Origin of the sequence: Parafrankia irregularis (genome assembly GCF_001536285.1) — a bacterium.
GTDB classification, from domain to species: domain Bacteria; phylum Actinomycetota; class Actinomycetes; order Frankiales; family Frankiaceae; genus Parafrankia; species Parafrankia irregularis.
On sequence record NZ_FAOZ01000006.1, the window covers coordinates 377271 to 400361 of the forward strand.

Genomic DNA, 23091 nt, shown 5'->3' on the forward strand with positions numbered 1-23091 from the left:
ATGTCGAAGTCGTGGGATGACGCGATCTACGCGTTCACCGGCATGCGGGTCACTCCCGCGGAGACCATCGTTGAGGTCCAACGTCTCGCGAACGTCCTGAGAAACTCGACGAGCAAGGTCGATCAGCTCAGCCTGGATCTCATCGCCATCATCCGCGCGGTGAAGGCGACGGTCGACAGCAGGGCCGGGCGGCGTTTCGTCGGGCAGACCGCGCAGTTCGTCGTCGACGAGCCGAAGCTGCTGCCCAAGGGCGGGCTCCTGCTGCAGGCGGCGGCGAACATGCTCGACGCCCAGGCACTGCGGATGGATCTGACCCGCAAGCAGGGCGAAGTGATGTTCTACTTCATGCAGATCCAGCTCGCGATCGCCGCGATCGAGGCGGCGTTCGGCGGTGGGCCGGCAGCGGCCGAACGCATCGCCACCACCCGCACGATCATCCAGATGGTCCTCTCGCGGGAGTTCGCCCTCACCACAACCAAGATCACCGGTATGCAGATGCTGTTCATGCCGGGCTCGTCGATCATCGCCCAGATCTGGCAGATCCTCGAGGGCAAACGCGGCGACCTCGACGGCGGCGAAGTCTGGCACATGATCAAGTACGGCCTCGCGGCGGCGGCCAGCTCCGTCGTCGCCGTGCCAGGGCTCCACAACGCCATGAACAAGTGGAACCAGGTCCTGGTCAACCAGGGTGTCCGCGGCGGCGCCGGCAACCCCATCGCCGACCTGTTCGCCTCCACGCTGACGTCGATCCTGCTGGAGAGCGGCGGTGGCTACTTCGCGTCCGGCATCGTGGACGGTGACTGGAGCGGCAAGACCATCGTCGACGACATCATCTCCGGCACGACCGAGGGGTCGACGGAGAGCGCCGCCCGCGGAATCGGCCGCGGCGCCCGGAACGGCATCGTCGGACCCGGCGGCGGCCCCGACGTCAACGGGATCAACGACCTCATCGCCGATCTGAAGGACGCCGACGCGCTGAACGGCAACGGGGACGACGACTCCCCGGGCGACTCCCCCGGCGGCGGACCGTCCAACACCTCGAATGGGAACCCGTCGCCGAACGGGAACGCGCCCTCGAACGGCGGTGCCGACTCCGGACCACCGAACAGTGGTCCCGGCGCCGGGCCTCCGAACAACGGCGCCCCCACGCCCGGCGACCCGACCGGGAACCCACCCCCCGCGGTGAACCTGCCGCCGCCGCCCGTCACAACCTTGGACGACAGCACCCGCCCCGGCCCCCACCCCGTCCCGGACCTCGACGCGATCTCTCTCACCGGCCTCGACCTTGACCTCGACGACAACGCCTCCGTGCACTCGAACGCCTCCGCGCACTCGAACGCCTGGTCTGTGATCAGCGGCATGTCGGGGGACTCGGTGGCGACCCAGATCACCATCCCCGAGGTCGACCCACCACCGGCACCTGTGATCACGGGGTATACGTCGAACCCGCTGGCAGCACCCGTCCCCGCCCCTGGTCCTGGTGGGCTCGACGGTTCCAAGCCCGGCCCGCCATCCCACGACAGCGCGCCCGGTCTGAGCTCCCCGCCGCCAGTCCCTCTCGCCGACGGCAGCCCACTGCCGGATCGGCAGGATGGCCCTGCGCCCACCAACAGATCCCTGACCGGGCCAGGGCCACTGGACGCGCCGCCCGTTCCTGCTCCTCTCTCCACACCTGGGCCGGACACTCACCCCTCACCGTCACCCCAGCCCACGCCCACACCGTCACCCCAGCCCACACCCACACCCACGCCCACACCCACGCCCGAGCCTCTGCCGTCGCCTGCGGCGGACGCGCCGACCAGCGGCCCGCTGAACCCGTCCTTCTCGGAAGACGCGCCTCCAGCACCGTCCGCCAGCGGGCCGCCCGGCCCTCCGGACGCGAATCCGCTCGACAGCGGCAGTCCACCCGGTGGAGCTCCCAGTCCCGCGCCGCTCTCACCCGAGCCGGTCGCACCCGCACCCGCACCACTCTCACCCGAATCACTCTCACCCGAACCGGCTCCATCGCCTCCGGCACCTGCCCCGTTCGCGGCACCGGAGCTCGGCGGGCATCCCAGCCCGCTGTCCGGCGAACCGCTCGGCGAGTCAGGAGCGGCCGCACCGAAGCCGGTCCCGTCCGCGGCGCCAGTGGTGCCGCCCCCGAACGCACCACCACCACCATCACCACCGGCGCCACCACCACCGACCCCGATACCGGATGTCACACTGGGCCCGGACGTCACGCTGGCACCGGACGTCACCCTGACACCGCCTCCGCCGGCGTCACCCATACCCGCGGCACCGCCCGGCAGCTGGGCGCTCGGCAGCGGCTCCGACTCGCTGGCGGCAGGTGCCTCACCGGTAGAGATCACCCCGGTCGGAGACGTGTCCGCGGACGGGCCATCAACCCTGAGCACACCGGAAGCACGCCAACCGCATCCGTTGGTGGTACCGGCCCTGGACCCGGACCTGATCACTGTCGCGACCGGCAGCGCACCCGAAGCGGACGCACCGCCGCCCCCGCGTGGCGTCGAGGTCGACGTACTGCACGTCGACGTACTGCACTGGGTGCACACCGGCCTCGGAGACAGCGCGGCCGGCCACGGGCTCACCGACGACCGCATCCTCGCGCTCTACGAGGAACGGCGGACAGGGCCCATCGGCCAACGGATGACCCCCCGAACGATCGCCGACGACGTAGTCCTACGGCTGCAGACCGGGGAGTGGCCCGGGCTGCGTGCCGGCGCGGGCGAGCCCCTGTACCCCGGCCCGGGGCATCCGTCCGCCCGACCTGGGCTCGACCCCGCCGCCGACGCGACCCTCACCCACGACTTCGGCGCCGCCGTACACCCGAAACAAATCAAGGCCGGCGAACGCGACGATCAGGGCAACCTCCGCGTCAACCCCCTCTGGACACCCCTCGCGGAATTCTCCCGCAACCACCTAGAAGCCACCCCCACCGGCGGGAAATGGCAGTACGCCGTAGCCGAAGACGGAACCGAATACCTCGGCAGCGAGGACGTCACCTCCATCATCCCACCCGATGAACTGCAGGAACTTTACAGCTGGGTCGCCGCCAAGAACCCAGACCTCACTTACGAACAGTTCCTCGACGCAATCTCCATGCACGGCCACCCCACCATCGTCGTCGGATTCGACCCGGCAACCGGCCAGACCATCGAAAAACCAGCACGTCTCAGCGGAGAACTCATCCGCGAACCAGACGGCACCTTCACGATCAACGACAAATCCGGCCGCTACATGAGCAAGAAGGTACGCGGCGAGCCCACCCTCGAAGAAATACAACGCTGGATCACCAACTTCGCCCAGCGCATGACCGACCACTTCGACATGCCCTTCACCACCCAGATCCTCAAACACGCCACCCCAGCACCGCCCCCCGTAACCACGGAGACACCCCTGGTGTCGGCGCCACCGGCACCGGCACCGCGGGAGATCCAGGCGCCACCGGGCTACCAGGCTCCCGCGGAAACGCAGGTACCCCCGGAATACCAGGCACCGCGAGGAGATCCAGCCCCCGCGGGCCCGGCAACCGAGAACCCGGACCTGATCACCGCGGTGACCGGCTACGCGCCCAGGGTCGACGCGCCCCCGGTGAGCGAACCGCGGCCCCCGCGTGGGGTCGAGGTCGACGTCCTGCGCTGGGTTCGGGAAGGACTAGAAGATGGCCCAGCCGGCCGGGGGCTCAGTGACGACCGCATCCTGGAGCTCTACCGGGGGCGGCAGACAGGGCCCATCGGCCGACGGATGGTCCCCCGCACCATCGCCGACGACGTGGTCCGGCTGCTGCAGACCGGGGACTGGGCCGGGAACCGCGCCGGCGCGGGCGAGCCCTCGCCACCCAGCGACCAGCCTTCCAGCGAGCCAGGGCCCTCGCACCAACCGGGCCCCAGCTCAGCCACCCCCCAGTCGCTGGATCAGATCCTCCTCACCCTGGACGTCCCGGAAGGCGTCCACGAGTTCTCCGGCGCCGATCTCTCCCCCGAGCAGCACACCGACTTCGCCGGGTTCGCCCATCAGGTAGCCACCGTGGTCATCGATCACGCGAACACCGACCAACCACCGCTCGTGCTCCACCTCGAAGGCGGCGACACCGCCGGGCCGGGCGGCGACGGGATCTTCCGCGCCTACCTCGACGGAAACCAGCGCTCCGACAGCGCCGCGGCGCTCCTCGCCCCCCTCATCACCACCCACCTCACCGCCGCCGGGCTACCCGCCGACCTCCTCACCATCAAGACCAGCAGCCGCGGGCCGTTCGCCACCACCGCACCGGGGCATCCCGCCAACGGGCAGGCATCCTCACCCTCCGCCGCGGAACAGCGCCAGGTCCTGGGCTGGCTCACCGAAGCCCCACCCCCAAGAACCACGGAAAGCACCGAAGGCTCCGAAGGCTCCAACAGCCCCACCAGCGCCCCTGCCTCGTACCCCGCCAGCGAGGCTGCCAGCGACCCCGCCACCGGATCCGAGGACGCCAGCGAGGCCGGACCGAGCAGCCTAGCGCGGTCGCAGTCCAGCCAGAACTCGACAAACAACTCCGAGCAGTCCGGTATCGAAGGCGTCCGCATCAACAACCGCGGATATCTCCTGGAACGGGTGACCCCCGGCGGCGGCACCTTCATCGACGCGCTCATCACCAGCGCACGCAACCAGGTCCCGGACGCCCCCCTCGGTCGCCTGACCGAGGGGATGACCCGAAGGACCCTGGCCGACTGGCTCACCGCGCCGGGACCCGACGGACGGCCGCGCTCACACACACTGGACGACCCGCGGGGCGGCTTCTACCAGAACGTCATCCGAGGACTGCTGCTCGACCTCGACACCGCGGACCTGACCACCATCCTCGGGCACCCCCCGAACAGCCAGGCCGAGACCGACCCGGCAGCCCTGCGAGAACTCGCCCGCACCGACCTCACCAGCGCCCCCTTCGGTCACACCTGGAGCCGACTACTCCAGATATCCCCCGCGCTGGACCCGTTCGGCGACCTCCGCGACACTGTCCAGGATTTTCGGGTCAGCGGTTTGGTGGAAGCCGCGATCCGGCTACCGGAGCTACGGAACACCCCCCTCTTCGGCCCGGTACCAGAAATCATCGCCCAGGCCCTCGGTATCGAAATCGTCGTGGTGCGGCAAAAACCCGACGGAGAAATCACCGCCGCAGCCCACAACCCATTCACCAGCCCGCAGCCAGACCGGACGCTGAGCCTCTTCGACAACGGAGACGGCAGCTACCAGGCGCTCGTGCCCGAATCGGCGGGCTCGTACTACGACGAACTGCGCGACCGAGTCCTCGACTGGCTCGGAGAAACCACAACACCCAGCGCCTCGGGAACCACCACACCGAACCCAGAACCCGCCGACCCCACAGCCGAACCAGCCACCGAACCCGGCCTCGGCCCCAGCCCCAGCCCCAGCCCCGGTCAGTCTGCGCCGCCCCTTCCCGAGACCGCGGCACCACTACTGATCGAACCCGCACCACCCCTCGCGGACGCACCACCAGCCCCAGCCCCCGAAACCCCCCAGCCACCCCGCACCCCCGACGAAACCGACACCGAACTCCTCCGCCTCGTACACATCGAGCTCCGCAACCGCCCAGCCCTACCAAACTTCACCGACCAGCAGATCCTCACCACCTACCACCTCCTCCGCGACCAGACCCAACACCGCAGAACACCCCTGCGCGAACTCGTCCTCCCCACCCTCACCAGACTCCTGGGCGCCCCCCGCCCCCACCTCGGCGGCGGCGCACCCGGCGACCACACCAACAACCGCCCAACCCGGGAACAATCCGACGCTCCCGCCGCCGAACAGCGCGCGGACACCCACATCACCATCGACGGCACCCGCTACCGGATACACCGCACCGCCCCGGGCCGCGACTCGTTCTTCGACGCCCTCACCACCGGCGCGCGCCTCCAGAACCCGAACAGCCCCCTCGGACGCCTCACGCCACAGGATGCCCAGAACGCCGTCACCGACTGGATGGAGGAACCAGAAAGTCATTCCGATCAGATACTGCAGATCGCGGACATCCCGGAGTCCACCACTCACCAAGGACTGGTGCGGCCCCTGATCCGCGGCCTCGACGCCCAGGCCCTGACGGACATTCTCCAGCGCCCCCCGGACAGCCCGCCCCTCGCCGACGACGCTCTCGTCGACGAACTCCTCGACCAGCTCGCCAACGAGCCGTTCGGGCCCACCTGGAACCGGCTACTCCAGGCCAGCCCCGCCCTCGACCTCCTCGGAGACGACCGCGGCTTCGTCCTCAACCGCCCGATGAGCGCCCTCATCACCGCCTCCATCCGCCACCCCCAGCTGGCACGGACATCTTTCTTCGTGCCGATCATAAATTTCGCCGCGCGGGCCCTCGGGGTCGAGCTCGTCATCACCGGCCCGGAACCTGACGGAATCCAGCGCACCTTCACCTTCAACGAACTAGTGTCCTGCGCCTGAAGTTTCAGGGTCTTCCTTTTCCTTGTTGTCGTTGCTGGTCGGCAGGGCGATCTTGTTGAGGTAGTCGGCGAGGGAGGTGAGGATCTCGTCGGCGGTCTTGGTCCAGGTGAAGGGCCGGGGGTCGCGGTTCCAGGTGTCGATCCAGGCGCGGATGTCGGCTTCGAGGGCCTGGACGGAGGTGTGGACACCGCGGCGGATGAGTTTGTCGGTGAGCAGGCCGAACCAGCGTTCGACCTGGTTGAGCCAGGACGAGCCGGTCGGTGTGAAGTGGACGTGGAAGCGGGGGTGGCGTTCCAGCCAGGTCCTGATCTCGGCGGTGTTGTGGGTGGCGTAGTTGTCGCAGACCAGGTGGACGTCGAGATCGACCGGGACGGCCTTGTCGATGCAGGTCAGGAAGCGGCGGTACTCGATCGCGCGGTGGCGGCGGTGGAGTTCGCTGATGACGGTGCCGTCGGCGATGTTGAAGGCGGCGAACAGGCTGGTGATACCCCGGCGCAGGTAGTCGTGGGTGCGTCGTTCGGGCATGCCGGGCATCATCGGGAGCACCGGTTGGGAGCGGTCGAGGGCCTGGATCTGGCTTTTCTCATCCACGCAGAGCACGACCGCCTTCTCCGGCGGGTTGTGATACAGGCCGACGACGTCGACGACCTTCGCGACGAACTGCGGGTCGGTGGAGAGCTTGAAGCTGTCCTGCAGGTGCGGTTTGAGGTCGAACCGTCTCCAGATCCGCCCGATCGTCGAGGGTGACAGGCCGGTGCGTCTGGCCATCGATGCTCGGGACCAGTGCGTGTCCGCGCCGGGGGCGGATTCCAGGGTCGCGACGATGACGTCCTCGACCTGGTCGAGCAGGATCGAGGGTGGCCGGCCGGTCCGCGGCTCGTCGGACAGGCCGGGGAGACGCTGCTCGGTGAACCGGGTCCGCCAGCGCAGCACGGTCGACTCGTCGACACCGAGTTCGTCGGCGACCCGCCGGTCGGTTCCTCCCTCGGCGCAGCGCAGCACGATCCGTGCCCGCAGCGCGAGGAACTGCGCGGTCTTCGCCCTGCGCGTCAGCCGCTCGAGCTCGACACGCTCGGCCTCGGACAGCACAAGCTCGGTGGCCTTTGAACGGCCGGACGGGGCGGCGTCGTCCAGGCCGGCCAGCCGGTCGCGGGCGAACGACCGCCGCCACCGGCCCGCTGTCCGCAACGACACCCCGACCGCCGCGGCGACCTGCACGTTCGACAGGCCCTCCGCTGCTGCCAGCACGATCCGAGCCCGCTCGGCCGCACGGCGGTCGACATCCTCGACCCGCCGGTCCAGCTCGACACGCTCATCCTCGGACAGCACGATCGGTACGGCGGCAGGGCCAGAATGCGCCATACCAGACAGGGTACTATTCACCTGCGAAACTTCAGGCGCAGGACACTAGAAACACCACAGCCAAACCGGACTATTCATCTCTTCCACCTGGGGGAGGGCCACTTTCAGGCACTGACCGAAGAATCCATCGACAACCCGACGCCACGCACCGCACCGCCGATCACCGAACCGGTCGCGGACACCCACATCACCGTCGACGGCAGCCGCTACCGGATACACCGCACGCCACCGGGCCGCGGTTCCTTCTTCGACGCGCTCACCACCAGCGCGCGCCTCCAGAACCCGAACAGCCCGCTCGGCCGGCTCACCCCACAGGACATCCAGAACGTCACCATCGCCTGGCTGCACAACGTGGGGAACATGGGGCCGGTCGCGTTCCGGGCATTGGACCTCCCGCGAGGCTTCACCTATTTGAACACCTTGCAGGCCTTGATCGAAGGCCTCGACACCCAGGCCCTGAACACCATCCTCCAGCGCCCCCCGAACAGCCCGCCTCTCACCGACAACGACCTCGTCAACGAACTCGTCACCCACCTCATCAACCAGCCGTTCGGCCCCGCCTGGAACCGGCTGCTCCAGGCGACCCCCGCCCTCGACCCCCTCGGCGACCTCCGCGGCCTGGTACAGAACCTCCCGCTCAGCGGGCTCGTAATGGCCGCTATCCGCGCTCCGGAAATGGCGCGGACAGCGTTCTTCGCACCGGTTCCCGTCATCGTCGCCCAGGCGCTCGGGATCGAACTCGCCATCACCGATCCGGGCACCGGCGCCGACCAGATCACCGGCACTTTCAATCCCCTGGGCCCAGCCCGGCAGGACCGCAGAATCCACCTGCTCCAAAACAGCACAGAACACTACGACATACTCATCCCCGACCCCGCCACGGACGCCGCGAACAGCGCGTACAGCGACGATGGGGCGCCGGAAGCCGAACAGTCCGGCCAGCGCCAGCCAGAAAGCTCAGTCCAGCGAAACGAGAACCCACCGCCCCAGCCTGCACCGTCACCCGTACACCAGAACAACGGCGACACCGGCGACGAACGGCGCCAGGTCCTCGGCTGGCTCACCGAGAACCAACCCGTCGACAACCTCGGCCCCGCGCGGCGGCTCCACCTCGCCAACACCTTCTACGAAAACCTCGCAGCAGCGCCGCCGAACACCGCGAACACACCCGTGCCGGACATCACCCAGCCCGAGCGGAACCCGCCGAACATTCCCGTCCGGCAGCCCGAAAGACCCGCACCCGTACCCGCGCCGCCAGACACGAGACTCGCTGTTTCCCGACGCCTGACCATTAACGGTCACCGATTCCGGATAAATCGGACAGCCCCAGGCGACGAATCATTCGTCGACGCACTGCTCGGCAGCACCCCCAGCCAGTTCCCGAACAGCAATTTCAACGATATTACCAACGCCAGCTTCTGGAACACCCTGGCCAACTGGCTCGCATCACCGCAGGGAGCGGCGCGGTCCGGGCTGAACGACCCGTCCAGCGCCTTCTACCAGGAAATCGTCAGATATCTCACGGGCGCTCTCGACGGAAACCGGGTGGCAAGCCTCGCGGACTCCCTCGGCATAATGGCGAGTTCCAGCGAGGATATCGCTCGGATCTTGATTCGCGACGAGCCGTTTGGCGACGCGTGGAACCTGCTTGTTCAGCTGCATCCCCTGCTGAACTCCGCGAGCGGCGACCGCGGACCAGCCAACTTTCGCATCAGCGATTTCGTCACCTGGGCGATCCGCACACCGGAGATGCGGGGCACCGCACTCGTCCGCGAGATCGTCCCCTGGCTCACAGCCGAGGCACTCGGGGTCAACCTCGCGCTCGTCACGCCCGCGGCCGGCGGCCCCACCATCACCACCATCACCAGTGGATCCAACCAGCCTCGGCCACGAACACCCCTGTTCCTCCTCCGCGGTGACGACGGCCATTACGACGCACTCGTCCACGAGCCCACACGCCGCACGGAGACGAACAACACCGCCCTGCGGGACCGGATCCGCACCTGGCTCGAAGGCGTCGAGGCCGCCACCTCCCAGCCCGTCACGTCCCAGCCCGTCACATCCCGGCCCGACGCGGTCCCTGAGATCGAACCAGCACCACCTCTGCCAGATCCGTCCCCCACGCCACACACCGTCCTCCAGCAGCCCCTCACCCCCACCGAGGCCGAAACCGAACTCCTCGGCCGGATACGCCCGCGCCTCGCCGACCTCCCGGCCGGCCAGAACATCACCGAGCAGCAGATCCTCACCACCTACCGCACCCTGCGGCAGCAACACGACTTCCCCCTCAGCCGCGGCTATGACGACTACGTGCTGGCCACCCTGCTCGGCGGCCCACCCCCAGGCACCCGCGCCGGAGCGCCCGGCGACCACAGCGTCAGCCGCCCGCCCTGGGAAGCCTCCATCTACGAGTCCTCCGACGGCTCGTCATCACCCGCGCCGGGGCACAGATACGACCACGTCACCGTGCACGGCAGCGGATACCAGATCGAACGCACAGCCCCGGACGGCGACTCCTTCATCAACGCACTGGTCGCCAGCGCGCGCAGCCAGCGGCCCGGGCGGTTCGGCTCGACGACAGACAGGGACGTCAGGCTTCTCATCGCCGGCTGGCTGGCGGGCCCTGAGGGCGCCACGGCCCGGCTCGTCCTCGACAACCCGGAGCACTTCCGCCACCACTTCTTCCTCAAGAATCTGCTGGCCGATCTCGATCGCGCCGGCCTGGCGGCGGTGCTGGGCGAGCCACCGGACGGTCAGGCCGATGAGGACTCCCTCTTCGACCGCGCCATCACCGAACTCACCAACGAGCCCGCCGGCGCCGCCTGGAACCGGCTACTGCAGGTGTCTCCCGCGCTGGCACCGGTAGGTGACCGCACCACCCTGGAGAACGCTCGGATCAGCGATCTCGTCGCGCTGGCGATTCAGACGCCCGGAATGGGGGAAACACCGTTCTTCGAGAGAGTTCCCGCAATCACGGCACAGGCACTCGGAATCACGCTGACGGTCACCGGTCTCTCGTTCACCGGAGGTATGACCACCAGGAGCCTCCGCGGCCTTGAGGATTTCGGGGCAGACACACCAGCACCAGACGGGCCAGCGCCGGACGACGCGATTCACGTTTTCCGGCACTTCGGCCACTACGACGCGCTCATCCACGAGTCCGCCGCCAGCCCGGCCGCGGCGGAGACACCGGCCGGCGACGACAGACCACCGAGTACGACGTCGGCACGGCCCGAAGAAGCACAGCCCAAAACGAGTCGGCCCGAGGAGAGTCCACCGGGCGAATCCAACCGGGCCGAAAACCCGGCGCCCTGGCCCGCGCCACCAGTCGTGGAGCCGGCCGGAAACGATCACGTGCTCCTGGACGGCCACCGATACCAGCGGCAACGCCCGGCCTCGGGTGGCGGTTCCTTCCTGGACGCACTGATCACCAGCGCGGGCAGCCTGTTCCCGCCCCTCCCACTCGGCCGTATGACAAACGAGGATGTCCGGCTGGACCTGGTCGAATGGCTCACGGAACCACGGCCCACATCAGGCGGGACGCCGATCTCCGACACGCTGAACGACCCACGCGACAGCATCCACCAGGACATCGTCCGGTATCTGGTGCAGAGCCTCGACATCACCGGCCTGCGCGGCGTCCTCGGACCTCAGCACACCGACAACACCGACCTGGCGAACCTTCAGAACATCGCTGTTTCCGAGTTCCTCGGCAACCCGTTCGGCGAGGCGTGGACGCGGCTGATCCAGACAACCCCCGTTCTGGACTTCCTGGGCGATGCCCGCGCCAAAATGCCGGACCTCCGGATCGCCACACTCGTGGCACTGGCGGCCTACGACCCGACGCTGCGGCAGACACCGCTGTTCACACCGATCCCCGTACTCGCGGCCCAGATGTACGGTGCCAACGTCGTCCTCATCGAGCCGGCGCCGGGCGCGGGCCTGACCGCGTCCACGCTCACCGGCCCCGGCGGACCGCAGCCAGGCCCGACCCTGCACGTCTACCGAGGCGGGAACGGCGCCTACGAGGCACTCGTCCCAGCGCCCGTCGGCGGGACCACCGAGGAACCCGCGCCGGTGTCACCCGTCGCGACGCAAACCGGCGACGACAGCGTGCTCGTGGACGGCCGCGAGTTCCGCCTGGAGCGGGCGGCGCCGGGCGGGCAGGCCTTCGTCGAAACGCTGCTCACCAGCGCGCGCGGCCAGCTCCCGAACTCCCCGCTCAGCCGCCTGACACCCGAGGACGCCCAACGCGCCCTGGCCGACTGGTTCGACGCGACGGGCCCCGACGGGGCACCGAACTCCACCATGCTGGACGACCCGGAGAGCGGCGCTTTTCTGGACATCATCCGACAGCTGATCGCGGGCCTCGACACCGCGGCCCTCAGCACCGTCCTCGGACGCCCTGCGGACAGCCAGGGCTATCCGGGGATCGGGCGGGAGATCGCCGCCGCGGAGCTCATCAACGAGCTCATCGACGTCCCGTTCGGAGACGCCTGGAACCGGCTGCTCGAGAACTCCCCGGCGCTGGCCCACGTCGGCCCGCTCCACGATCTCGTCGGCGACGTGCGGAGCCCGCGGATCAGCCATCTCGTGGCGGCCGCCATCCACCAGCCACAGCTGTCACGGACGCCGTTCGTCGACCCGGCACCCGCGATCGCGGCCCGCGCGCTCGGCGTCGATCTCACCGTCGTCACGCCGGAACCCGGCGACGGGCTGACCATCTCCGCCTACAACGGGACCAACCAGCCGCAACCGGATCAGTCGATCTTCCTCTACTCCGACGGCGAGAACGGCTACGCCGCGCTTGTCCACAGCGGCCACAGCGACCACAACAGGCACGGCGACCACGGGAACCGGGGAGACCACGGCGACCTCCAGCGCCTCGATGGACCACCAGCCGGCGACGCCCCGAACCTCGTCACCGCCCCCCAGGCCCAGCCAGCTCCCCAGCCCGAGCCCGCGCCACCCCTTCCCCAGCCCGCGCCACTCCTTCCCGAGACCGCGGCACCACTGCCCGAAACAGCGGCACCACTGCTGATCGAACCCGCACCACCCCTCACGGACGCACCACCAGCCCCAGCCCCCGAAACCCCCCAGCCACCCCGCACCCCCGACGAGAACGACACCGAACTCCTCCGCCTCGTACACATCGAGCTCCGCAACCGCCCAGCCCTACCAAACTTCACCGACCAGCAAATCCTCACCACCTACCACCTCCTCCGCGACCAGACCCAACACCGCAGAACACCCCTGCGCGAACTCGTCCTCCCCACCCTCGCCAAACTCCTGGGCGCCCCCCGCCCCCACCTCGGCGGCGGCGCACCCGGCGACCACACCGACAACCACCCAGCCCGGGAACAGATCCACTTCACCCTCGACCTCGACGAAGGCGTCCTCGACTTCACCTTCGCCGACCTCACCCCCCACCAGCGAACCCAGTTCATCACCATCGCCGACCAGGTCGCCGCCGAGGTCATCGACCGAGCAGGCACCGACCGGTCACCCTGGATCTTCCATCTCGAAGGCGGCGCCAGTGGGGTGCCCTTCCTGCCCGGCCGGGCTGTCAGCAGCGGCCAACAGCGCGCGGAAGCCGCGGCCCGAATCCTCACCAACCTCATCGCCGCCCGCCTCCTTGATGCCGACATGTCTCCCGACCTGGTCACCGTCCACACCAGCAGCCGTGGCGCGCAGCCCACCGGCGCACCGCCCACGCACCCCGCGCACAGCGATCCAGCCATCACCCCCGCCGCGCAGCGGCGCCAGGTGCTCGGCTGGCTCACCGAAGCCGCCGTGCCCCTGTCCACCGCCTCGCCGCACACCGCGCCGCCAGACACCCTCCCGCGCGCCGACGCCCCGCGCGCGGACAGCCCGCCGCCAGCGCCTCACACACCGGGGGCGCAGGCGCCGACATCGCAGGTACCGGTTGTGGAGCAGGCCGGCGCCGACGGCGTGATCATCGATGGTCGCGGCTACCAGGTGGAACCGAAGGCTCCTGGCGCCGACAGCTTCATCGACGCGTTGATCACGAGCCTGGGCAGCCAGTTCCCGAACGCTCCGATCGGCGCGGCGAGCAACGCGGCCGTCCGGGACGCCCTGGTCGAATGGTTCACGGGACCCAGCGCAGTCACGGCACGTCGCGCGCTGGACGACCCGCGGACCGCCACCCACCGGCACCTCGTTCAGGAGCTGGTGGCCGGCCTCGGCGCCGAGCACCTGCGGCTGGTCCTCGGCCACCCGGTCAACGAGACCGATCCGGCGGCCCTGCAAAGGCTTGTCGTCGCCGAGCTCGTCAAGGCTCCCTACGGCGCGGCGTGGCGCAACCTTCTCGCGCAGTCCCCCGCCCTGTCACCGCTGGGCGGCCACGGCGCGTTGGACGACTTCCGGATGAGCGACCTCGTCGCGGGGGCCATCGCCGATCCGCGGCTGTCGCTCACGCCGCTGTTCGATCAGGTCCCCGAGATCGCGGCGCGGGCACTCAACCTCACGCTGACCCGCGTCCGGCCGGTGGCCGGCGGCGGGCTGGCGAGCGTCACGATCGACGCGCCTGGCGGGCCGCGGCCAGGGCGGGCGCTGCACCTGTTCCACGAAGGCGCCGACCACTACGGCGCGCTCGTCCACGCACCGGCGGATCCGGACACCACGCGGACGCCACCCCGGCAACCGTCCCCCGCCCCGCGGACGGCGGAGCCCAGCTCGCCCAGCGCCCCCAGCCAGACCACCGTGGACGGCGAGGCCCGTCGGCGCGCCGACGACGCGGTCATCAAGCTGCCCGGCGGCCTGGCCCTGCCGGAACCCGGCGGCCGCGGGCCGTTCCCCCGCCGTGGCGGCCCTCCCATCCGCGCGGACCGGTTCGAGATCCACGACGCCGGCCTCCAGCAGGTCTCCGGCCAGACGGTGGTCGTCGTCAACCGGTCCGACGGGACGCCCCGCCACCTCGACGCCACCGCCGTCCCGGGCTTCCTTCGCGCGAACGGCTGGCAGCCGGGCAAACCGCTGGTGATCGCCGACGACAGCCTGAACACCTACGCGAAGGCCTTCTGGGCCGAGGTCGGAGCCGCCGCCGGCGTGCCGGTCTTCGCGCCGCCCGCCGGCGCGAAGCTGGGCGCGGGCGACATCAACGGCCTGGCGTACCTGGTGCCCACCGACGCGGCGCCCCGTCCGCGCTGGGACATGCTGCACAGCCCGGACGGCTCCCCGCCACCACTGGTCACAGACCCCCTCGGGAGGCTGTGGCGGCCGGACGGCCCCAGCTGGTACCAGCTGGCCTCCTTCGGCCTGGCCTCGCCCGGCCAGGCGCGGCTCGACCGCCCGCTCCAGGACGCGAACCTGCCCTATCCGGCGTCGGTCTTCGTGCTGGACCTTCCCGTACTGCCCGACGGCCGGCTCGGCGTCGTCTTTCCCGACGGCGGCGTCCGCCCGCTGCTGCCGAATCTGACCGCCGAGCTGGCCAGCCAGATCCGCGGCACACCGGCACGGTGGGACAACGAACCCACGGGGCCCGCGGACCCGGCCCGCGTCACAGACCCGGCAGGCACGACGAGCGAGGCGGACGCGGCGGCGCGGGGCGTCGGGGCCCCGAAGATCGAGGTGGTGATGCTGTGGTCGACGCCCCCGAAGCCGCCCGAGGAGACGAGCATGGCGGCCAAGGCTGTCGACTGGGCGCGGCAGCACTGGTCATCGAGGGCCGCGCGGGAACAGGCCGCGCGGGAGCAGGCCGCCAGGCAGGCGGTCGCCGCCTTCACGAGCGATGTGGAGACACTCGCGGAAGCACTCGGGCTCCCGGTGATCAGGATCGCTCCTGGAGCCGATCCCTTCTCCTATCGCTACGTTCCCGGCTCCGACGCGAACGTCGACAACCTCGCCCTTCTCACCGCGCCCGGCGCCACGGACGGCGAGCTCGTTCTCGTCACACCGGGCACCGCGAACGAGCTCCCCACCTACGTACAGGTAGACCAGAACGGCCTCCTGACCGAGGTGACAAGGACCGTCAAGAACGGGCCGGGCGCCTACAACAACGGCTCCTACATGTTCGGGACGCGCGCGAACTCGAACTCAGCACTCGATGAGATCATGGCGTGGAACGGCCCGCTCGACTGGCCCGCCGATCTCCCGGTGATCGTCGTCCACCTCGACGACGAGGGGCGGCTGTCCTGGCGGATCGACAGCTCCGCCCCGCTCTCCGTTCCGGAGATCGTGGCTGTGCTACAGGCCGATGCCGACGTTCAGGCCGGGCTTCGGCAGCTCCCCGGCGCCCAGCCGCCCGCCGCCGAGCCGGCCGCTGGCCCGACGCCGAAGGCAAAGCCGACGCATCCGTACCGGCTGATCGCCTCCCGCGCCTTCCCGGGGGCAAAGTGGTACATCCTGGAGGACATCGCCCGCCAGATCTCGGAGGCGTTCGACGGCCTGCCGATCTATGTGGGCCACCGGGCCAGCCCAGCGCCCGACCTGTCGGACATCCGGGCCGAGGTCTGGGCCCCTGTGGTCGCCCCGCGGCCCGGGACGACACCGCGGATCGACCATGTTCCCGACAGCCTGACGGGCCAGCTGGTTCCCATCGGCAGCGGTTTCGACGCCTACAACCGCCTGGACTACAGCCTGTGGAACTCCCTCGGCTCGCCGATCTCCGATGTGCTTTTCGAGACCCACTCCGACGAGCACGGTGTGTACGCCCTGAACCTGGCCCCGGCGGGACCCGACCAGAGTGACATCCGGTGGGTACCGGAACGGGTTCCCGGGGTCTTCCAGGTAGCCGTCAGGGGCGGGCTGGGCACGGCGACAGTTCAGCTGGACAACGACAAGGTCGGCACCGCCAAGATCCCCCCGGCCGCGCTGGCCGCCATCATCAGGCGGAACATGCCGACCACCCCGGGCGCCCCGGGCGCCGTCGCGCTCGTGACACCGCAGCCACTGTTGCCGGAGGATCTCGACCCGGCCACGTTCCCGGTGATGCTGGCCACGGAACTCGACCTGCCCGTCCATTTCAGACCGGTCGACCGGCCTCACGACGACGGCAGGCCCGCCACGCCGACGCCGGTCGGGCAATGGCCCCTGGTCGCCCCGCTGCCTCGCCAGCAGACCATTCTCGGCAACGGCGGCCGGCCGATCGCTTTGAATCTGACCGCCGCCCGCGGCGTGAATCCACTCGCCCAGGCGCCCACCAGGATCAGAACAGCCGTCCGCAACGGCGTTTATGTGGTCATCGTCGACAGTTTTCCGGACGGCCGGATGGCGCTCTCCGTCAACAACACCCCGGTGCCCACGTCTCCGCTCGTCATCGCCCGGCTCATCGTCGCGAACACCAGCCGGCCCCAGAACCAGGGAATCGACCTGGCCGACATCGAGTTCTGGGTCAGGCCGCCGGAGAAAAATCCGTCCGGCGGCAACGCCAAAGCCGGCTATCAGGAGCGGATCACCCGTTTCGAGGACGAGGTCCGAGACCTTCTGGAGGGTGCCGAGAGCACCCGGCAGCTCGCCGAGCCCGAACCCGCCTACCCGGGCCCGGGGAGCCTGATCACCCTGAACGACGGCACCGCGGCCAGGACGGTCCACCTCGGATCCACGATTCCGAACGACGTCGACGAGCTCCTCGCCGCCATCATCGCCAGCGCCGCCGCCCAGCACCCCACGAGTGCCTTCACCCAGCTGTTCGAGAACCTCACCGTCGCCCCCACCCTGCTGCTCTCCGGGCTTCGCTCCGGCCTCGCCGACCTCTACCAACAGCACCTCGGCACGCTCGCGCACTCCGGCGAGGGCGAGCCGACCGCCCAGCTCGACATCATCAGCGAAGCGGACGACCTGCGGAACGCCGCCCACACCACCACCGCGACCCCTGCCACGGCCGCCCCCGCTGCCACCACTGCTGCTGCCACCACTGCTGCTGCCACCACTCAGGCCGGCAGCGGCCTGCCGCGTCTCCTCGCCGACCTGCTCGGCGTGCGGCTTGAGATCCACACGCCTACCAGCGTCACCGCTCCCACCATCACCGGCGGGCTGGAGAACAGACCCAGCCAGCCAGGGGCGTCGACACCCGCCTTCGACCTTCCCACCGTCGCCGTCTTCGAGGACGACGCCGCCCAGAACGGCGACGTCCGTTTCTATGCCCTCCAGCCCATCGGCGCGGAGAACCCGCTGCCGAGACTGCGCGACGACCTACCCGTCAGTTACGACGAGACCTTCGAGAACGCGGCGCTGGAAAACAGCCTCCGCCTGCTTCGTGACCGCGTCAACGAACGCTTTCCCGACCTCATCCCCGCGACCGCGACTGCTCCCGAATCCACTCCCGAGCCCTCACCGGCTCCCGCACGGATGCCTTCGCCGCCGCCGCGACCCACGCCACCCAGCATCGCTGTCACACCGCCGGCGGACGACCCGGACGCGATCACCGTGGCACCGGCGGGGCAGGCCCAGCCGTTCGCCCCGTTCACCCTGACCACCCATCAGGAGGATGTGCTCAAACGGGTGCGCGCGAGGCTCGACCGTCACCCGGCGCGGCCCGAGATCTCCGACGAAAGAATCATCAGCGAATACCAGAATCTGCTCGACAGCCCCGACAGCCCCCTGTACCACCGGCGCCCGGCCGTGGCCTATGCCACGCTCCTCGAGGAAATCCTGCTCCACGGGCGGCCCGGCGGCCTGATCGGCTTCGGCCCCGGCGACCCCGCCGACGGGCACCTCCCCGCCGACCCGACAGCACCCGGCCAGAGTTCACGGGATGGCACCGGCCAGCGAACCGGCCCGCCGCCGCTGCCCGCGCCACCGGCCGTGATCTGGGCCGGAAACGACCAGGTCATCGTGGATGGCCGCAGCCATCGCGTCGACCGCGTGAACCCCGGCGGCGACTTCCTCACGGCGCTGATCACCAGCGCGGGCAGCCAGCTCGGCCAGCTTCCGAACAACCCGCTGAGCCAGACAACCGCGAACAGCCTGCCGGCGGACGTGGCTGACTGGCTCACATCGAGCGATCTCGGTAGCGCGGCCCGGGCCAGGCTGAACGACCCGGCCAGCGGCGAGTACCAGGATCTTCTCGACGCGCTCCTGGCCGGCCTCGGCGAGCTGTACGACGGAGTTCCCGTGGCCTCCCCGCTAGGCACCGTCAAGCGCGAACGCAGCTATGAGCCATCCGGTGAGGCGTGGGAGAACCTGCTCCAGCTTTCCCCCGTGCTGGCCCCCCTCCGCGCCCAGGGGAGTATCGCCGGCTCCCAGATGAGCGACCTGGTCGCGATGTCGATCAGCGCACCGGACATGTGGCGCACACCGTTCGTCGCCCTGCTGCCCGAGCTCACGGCGCAGGCTTTCGGCATCGATCTCACCCTGATCAGAGCGGCGGGTGACGGTGGGGAGCCGGTCACCTATCACGGTCTCGGCTCATCAGGGCCCCGCCCGAAGGTGAATCTGTTCCACAACGGCGTCGACCGCTACGAGGCGCTCGTCCACACACCTGTGGAGAGGGTGGGTGACCGCCACCTTCTCGTCGACGGCACCAGATACCAGACAGAGCCCACCGCGCCGGGGAGCGATTCCCTCATCAGCGCGCTGAACACCGGAATCCAGCAGGACCCGCGGCTGCGGAGCGTCGGGGTGACGTCGGAGGCCGACGTCCGCGCCCGCATCGCCGACTGGCTGGCGGGCGGTGACGGGGAGTCGTTCCGGCGCAGGCTGGACGATCCCCGGCACCCGTCCTACCAGACCATCGTCGTGGGGCTGCTGGAGAACCTCTCGGCGGCGAGCCTGAGAACCGTCCTCGACCTTCCGCCGGGCACTCGGGCCGATCCGGCCGATCTCCGAGGCCAGCTCTTCGGAGTGCTCGCCGGCGAACCGTTCGGCGACGCGTGGAACCGGCTGCTCCAGGTATCCCCCGACCTGGGCCCCCTGAACGACACGGGCGGCCCCGACGGCCTCGCGGGTCGCCGCATGAGCGACCTCGTCGCGATGGCGATCCGTACCCCGGGAATGGGAGGCACACCGTTCTTCTTCCTGGTGACCACGCTGGCGGCAAGGGCGCTCGACATCGATCTCACCGTCCTCGAACCGGACGACGACGGCCTCGGAACCGCCACCTTCCGGGGACACGGCACCACCCAGCCGCGCCGGACGCTACAGCTGTACTCCAACGGACCAAACACCTTCCACATCCTGGCCCCCAGCCCACTGCCGGACGCGGCGCCCACAGGCCATGCCGGCGTGCGGGCCCGCCCCGACCAGCGCACGATCTTCACCGCGGACACCGCCGAGCTCGCCGCCAGGATCACGCCCCTCCCCGATGTGACCGCGGTGTTCCTGCCGCGGGCCGCGGATGGCCGCCTCGCCCTGCCCACCCCGGCCGGCACGGCCAGCCCCGGCGGCACGGCCACCATCGGCCTCAGCGAGGGCACGCTGCGCGAACTGCTCACCGCGGCCGGCTGGCGCGGCGGCCCGGTGCAGTTCTGGGTCGCGCCGGAACCGGGCGGCGCCGACCCGGCCCGGCTGGCGGCGCTGGAGAACCAGCTGGCCTCGTTCTCCGAGGCACTGCGCACCGAGATCTGGGCGCCGCACCCCGGTGCCCAGCCACAGGTGACGAACGGCGCTTTCCGCGCCGTTGGAAGCGGCACCAGTTGGCTTTCCCATCAGCCGAAGCCCGCGCCCCGCGGCGGCGACCCCCTGGTCACCCCGCCCACCTGGCTGAAGCCCGCCCCGAGCGGCCGGCTGAAGCCCTCCATCGGCGGGCCGGTGGTCTGGCCCGGCGGCATGGCCGTGATGACGCTGGAAACCTACCTGGCCGCGCTGCCCGGCCTGCGGCTGATGGCACAGCGGCAGGATCCCGACTTCTTCGAGGTCATCCTGCCCGACGGGCCCAGAGGTGCCGGCGCGCTCTCCGCCAGCGGAAGGCTCGTGCCGATCACGGCGAGCATCCGCGAGACCCTGATCAGAGGCGGCTGGCTGCCGAGCGCGGCGACGGGCGCCACCGAGGACCTGCGGATCTGGACGGGCCGGAACCTCGGCGACGCCGAATCCGTCCTGGCGGAGCTGGCGCGCGCCGACGAGATCGAGATCCTCGTCCCGACCTTCGGCAGCCACTCCCCCTTCCACTCCTCCGACGGCCCACCGGCCGGCACCAGCCAGCTGCGTCTCACCGGCACCGAGGGAAACCCGGGCACCTGGCGGGCCCTCGGCCGCCCCGGCGACCTCGGCGCCAGCAGGTGGGAGTCCCGCGACGGCGAGCCGTACCGACGCCGCGACGACGCTGTCGCCGACCTCCCCGGCGGGCTGACCATGATCCGGCCGGGCGGGCGCGGACAGTTCCCCCTCGCCGAGGACGTCCCCACCCGCACGGACCGCTTCGAGATCCGCGACGCCGTCCTCGGAGTGAGCTCCGGCCGGACGACGCTCGTCGTCGGCCGCTTCGACGGGACGTCCCGCCACCTGCGTGCCGCCGACGTGCCGGCCTTCCTCGCCGAACACGGCTGGAACGGCAGGCGGCCGCTGGTCATCGCCAGCGGCGACCTCACCACCCAGGCGAGGAACTTCTGGGAGCAGGTCGGCAAGGCCGCCCACGTACACGTTTTCGCGCCACCCGCGGGGACCGGGGTGGGGCCGCGATCCCTCGCCGGCGACTCCTATCTCTGGCCCAGCGTCGCGAACCCAGGGCCACGCTGGGAGACGCTGCACAGCCCGGTGGGTGAACCACCACCACTGATCACGGACACCCTCGGGCGCCTGTGGCCGCCGAACACACCCGTCTGGTACCGGATGTCCGCCGCGGGCCTCGCCTCACCCACGGGCCCGAGTAGCGAGCTCACGCTTTCACCCGAGGACCTTCCGTACCCGGACGCAGTCCTCGCCCTGAAACTCCCGGTACTTTCCGACGGCCACCTCGGCCTCACCTACCCTGACGGCGGGGTCCACCCGCTGGACCTCCCGGCGCTGCCTGACAGTGACCCGGCCCCCACGGCCGGCCCGCTCGGCCGGTCCCGCACCGCCCAGCTGCTCGCCCAGATCCGTCAGCTGCCGGGAACTTTCGGGGCGGTGGTGCTGTGGTCGCAGCCACCACCGGACGGCGACCAGAACCCCGGCGATCCCGCCACCATCACCTTCAACATCGACGTCGAAGGGCTCGCGGAGGAGCTCGGCGTACCGGTGATCCGCATCGCCGCGGGTGCCGACCCGTTCGCCTCCGGCCGTGTGCCGGGTTCCCCGCCGCCGACGACCGGTGCGGCCGGCCAGCAGCCGCGGAAGCCGGAGATCCAGGTGGTCACCCCACGCGGCCAGCAGGATTCCCCGGCCTATATCCAGCTGGGCCCGGACGGCCGGCTGCGGACCTACGACCAGTTCGAGGCCCACGATCCGGTACACGCCTATGACAACGGCTCCTACATGTTCGGCAGACCCGCTCAGACCGGGGGCGTGCGCACCGAGCTGGGCAACTGGGACGCCGCGCTCAACGGGCTGGAGAACTCCCTCCCCGTCATCGCCGTGCACACCGACCGCCAGGGACGCCCCTCCTGGTCCCACAACAGGTACATCCCGATCAGCGCTCGGGAGATCGTCAGCGTGCTTCGCTCCGAGACGCGGGAGCCAGGGGCGGCGCTGAGACCTCACCGCCTGATCACCACCGATCCGGAGGCGCCGCTGACCTATCTGCGAAGTCTCGCCCAGGAGATCTCGACTCAGCTCGGCGGCCTACCGATCTACCTGGGCGACCGGCCACGCCGGCTGCCCGCGCTGAACGACATCCAGGCCGACGACTGGATCCCCGTGCCCGCCCCGCCCCTCACGGACACCGACGCGTACCCGCTGGCCGAACTGCGCGACCTCGAGCTCGATGTGCTGACGGCGCCGACCGCGCCACCCGCCGCCCCGACCGGCACCGGCACGGACACGGACCCGAACCCGCTGGCCGAACTGCGCGACCTCGAGCTCGATGTCCTGGCACCCCCGACCGCGGCACCCCCCATCACCACGACTCGGATCGACCACGTACGTGACAGCGCGACCGGCCAGCTCGTGCCCTTCGACCACCCCTTCGACCAGACGGGCGACTCCGACTACCTACAGTGGTACCTGATCAACCCGCCGCTCTCCCAGGTGCTGGTGGCTGTCCACTCCGACGGGCAGGGCCCCTACGCCATCGACCTGGCCGGCCCGCTCCTCGACGACCGCGACACGCCGCGCGCGCCCGAGCGGGTGCCCGGGGTCTTCCAGGTCATCGTGCAGGGCGGGCTCGACTCCGTGACCGTCCAACTGGACGGCCTCGCGGACCCGGTCAGGATTCCACCGGCGGCCCTGGCGACCGTCATCCGG

The 23091-nt window shown here is 70.3% G+C and carries 3 protein-coding genes (1 of these 3 cut by a window edge); 2 read left to right on the top strand and 1 reads right to left on the bottom strand.

The genetic code is table 11. The features are described 5' to 3' along the window. Positions 1 to 6450 (top strand): hypothetical protein, encoded by a 6450-nt coding sequence (locus tag AWX74_RS40705; protein ID WP_091275496.1) that lies wholly within the window; start codon positions 1 to 3, stop codon positions 6448 to 6450. On the opposite strand, the gene AWX74_RS12730 is transcribed toward AWX74_RS40705, so the two are convergent. Continuing rightward, positions 6433 to 7812 (bottom strand): IS630 family transposase, encoded by a 1380-nt coding sequence (locus tag AWX74_RS12730; RefSeq protein ID WP_193209640.1) that lies wholly within the window; start codon positions 7810 to 7812, stop codon positions 6433 to 6435. The two genes, AWX74_RS40705 and AWX74_RS12730, sit on opposite strands and share 18 nt — an antisense overlap. On the opposite strand from AWX74_RS12730, the gene AWX74_RS12735 reads away from it, so the two are divergent. Then, positions 7804 to 23091, top strand: the 5' portion of a protein-coding gene (locus tag AWX74_RS12735; RefSeq protein WP_091275500.1) for a hypothetical protein. The gene runs 13698 nt beyond the window's last position; the window shows 15288 of its 28986 coding nt (coding positions 1-15288); the start codon lies at positions 7804 to 7806; its stop codon lies beyond the right edge, outside the window. The genes AWX74_RS12730 and AWX74_RS12735 overlap by 9 nt on opposite strands.

Bases quoted from the DNA above. Each gene is read 5' to 3' on its own strand.
- AWX74_RS40705 (WP_091275496.1), top strand. From the start codon at position 1: ATGTCGAAGTCGTGGGATGACGCGATCTACGCGTTCACCGGCATGCGG.
- AWX74_RS12730 (WP_193209640.1), bottom strand. From the start codon at position 7,812: ATGGCGCATTCTGGCCCTGCCGCCGTACCGATCGTGCTGTCCGAGGAT.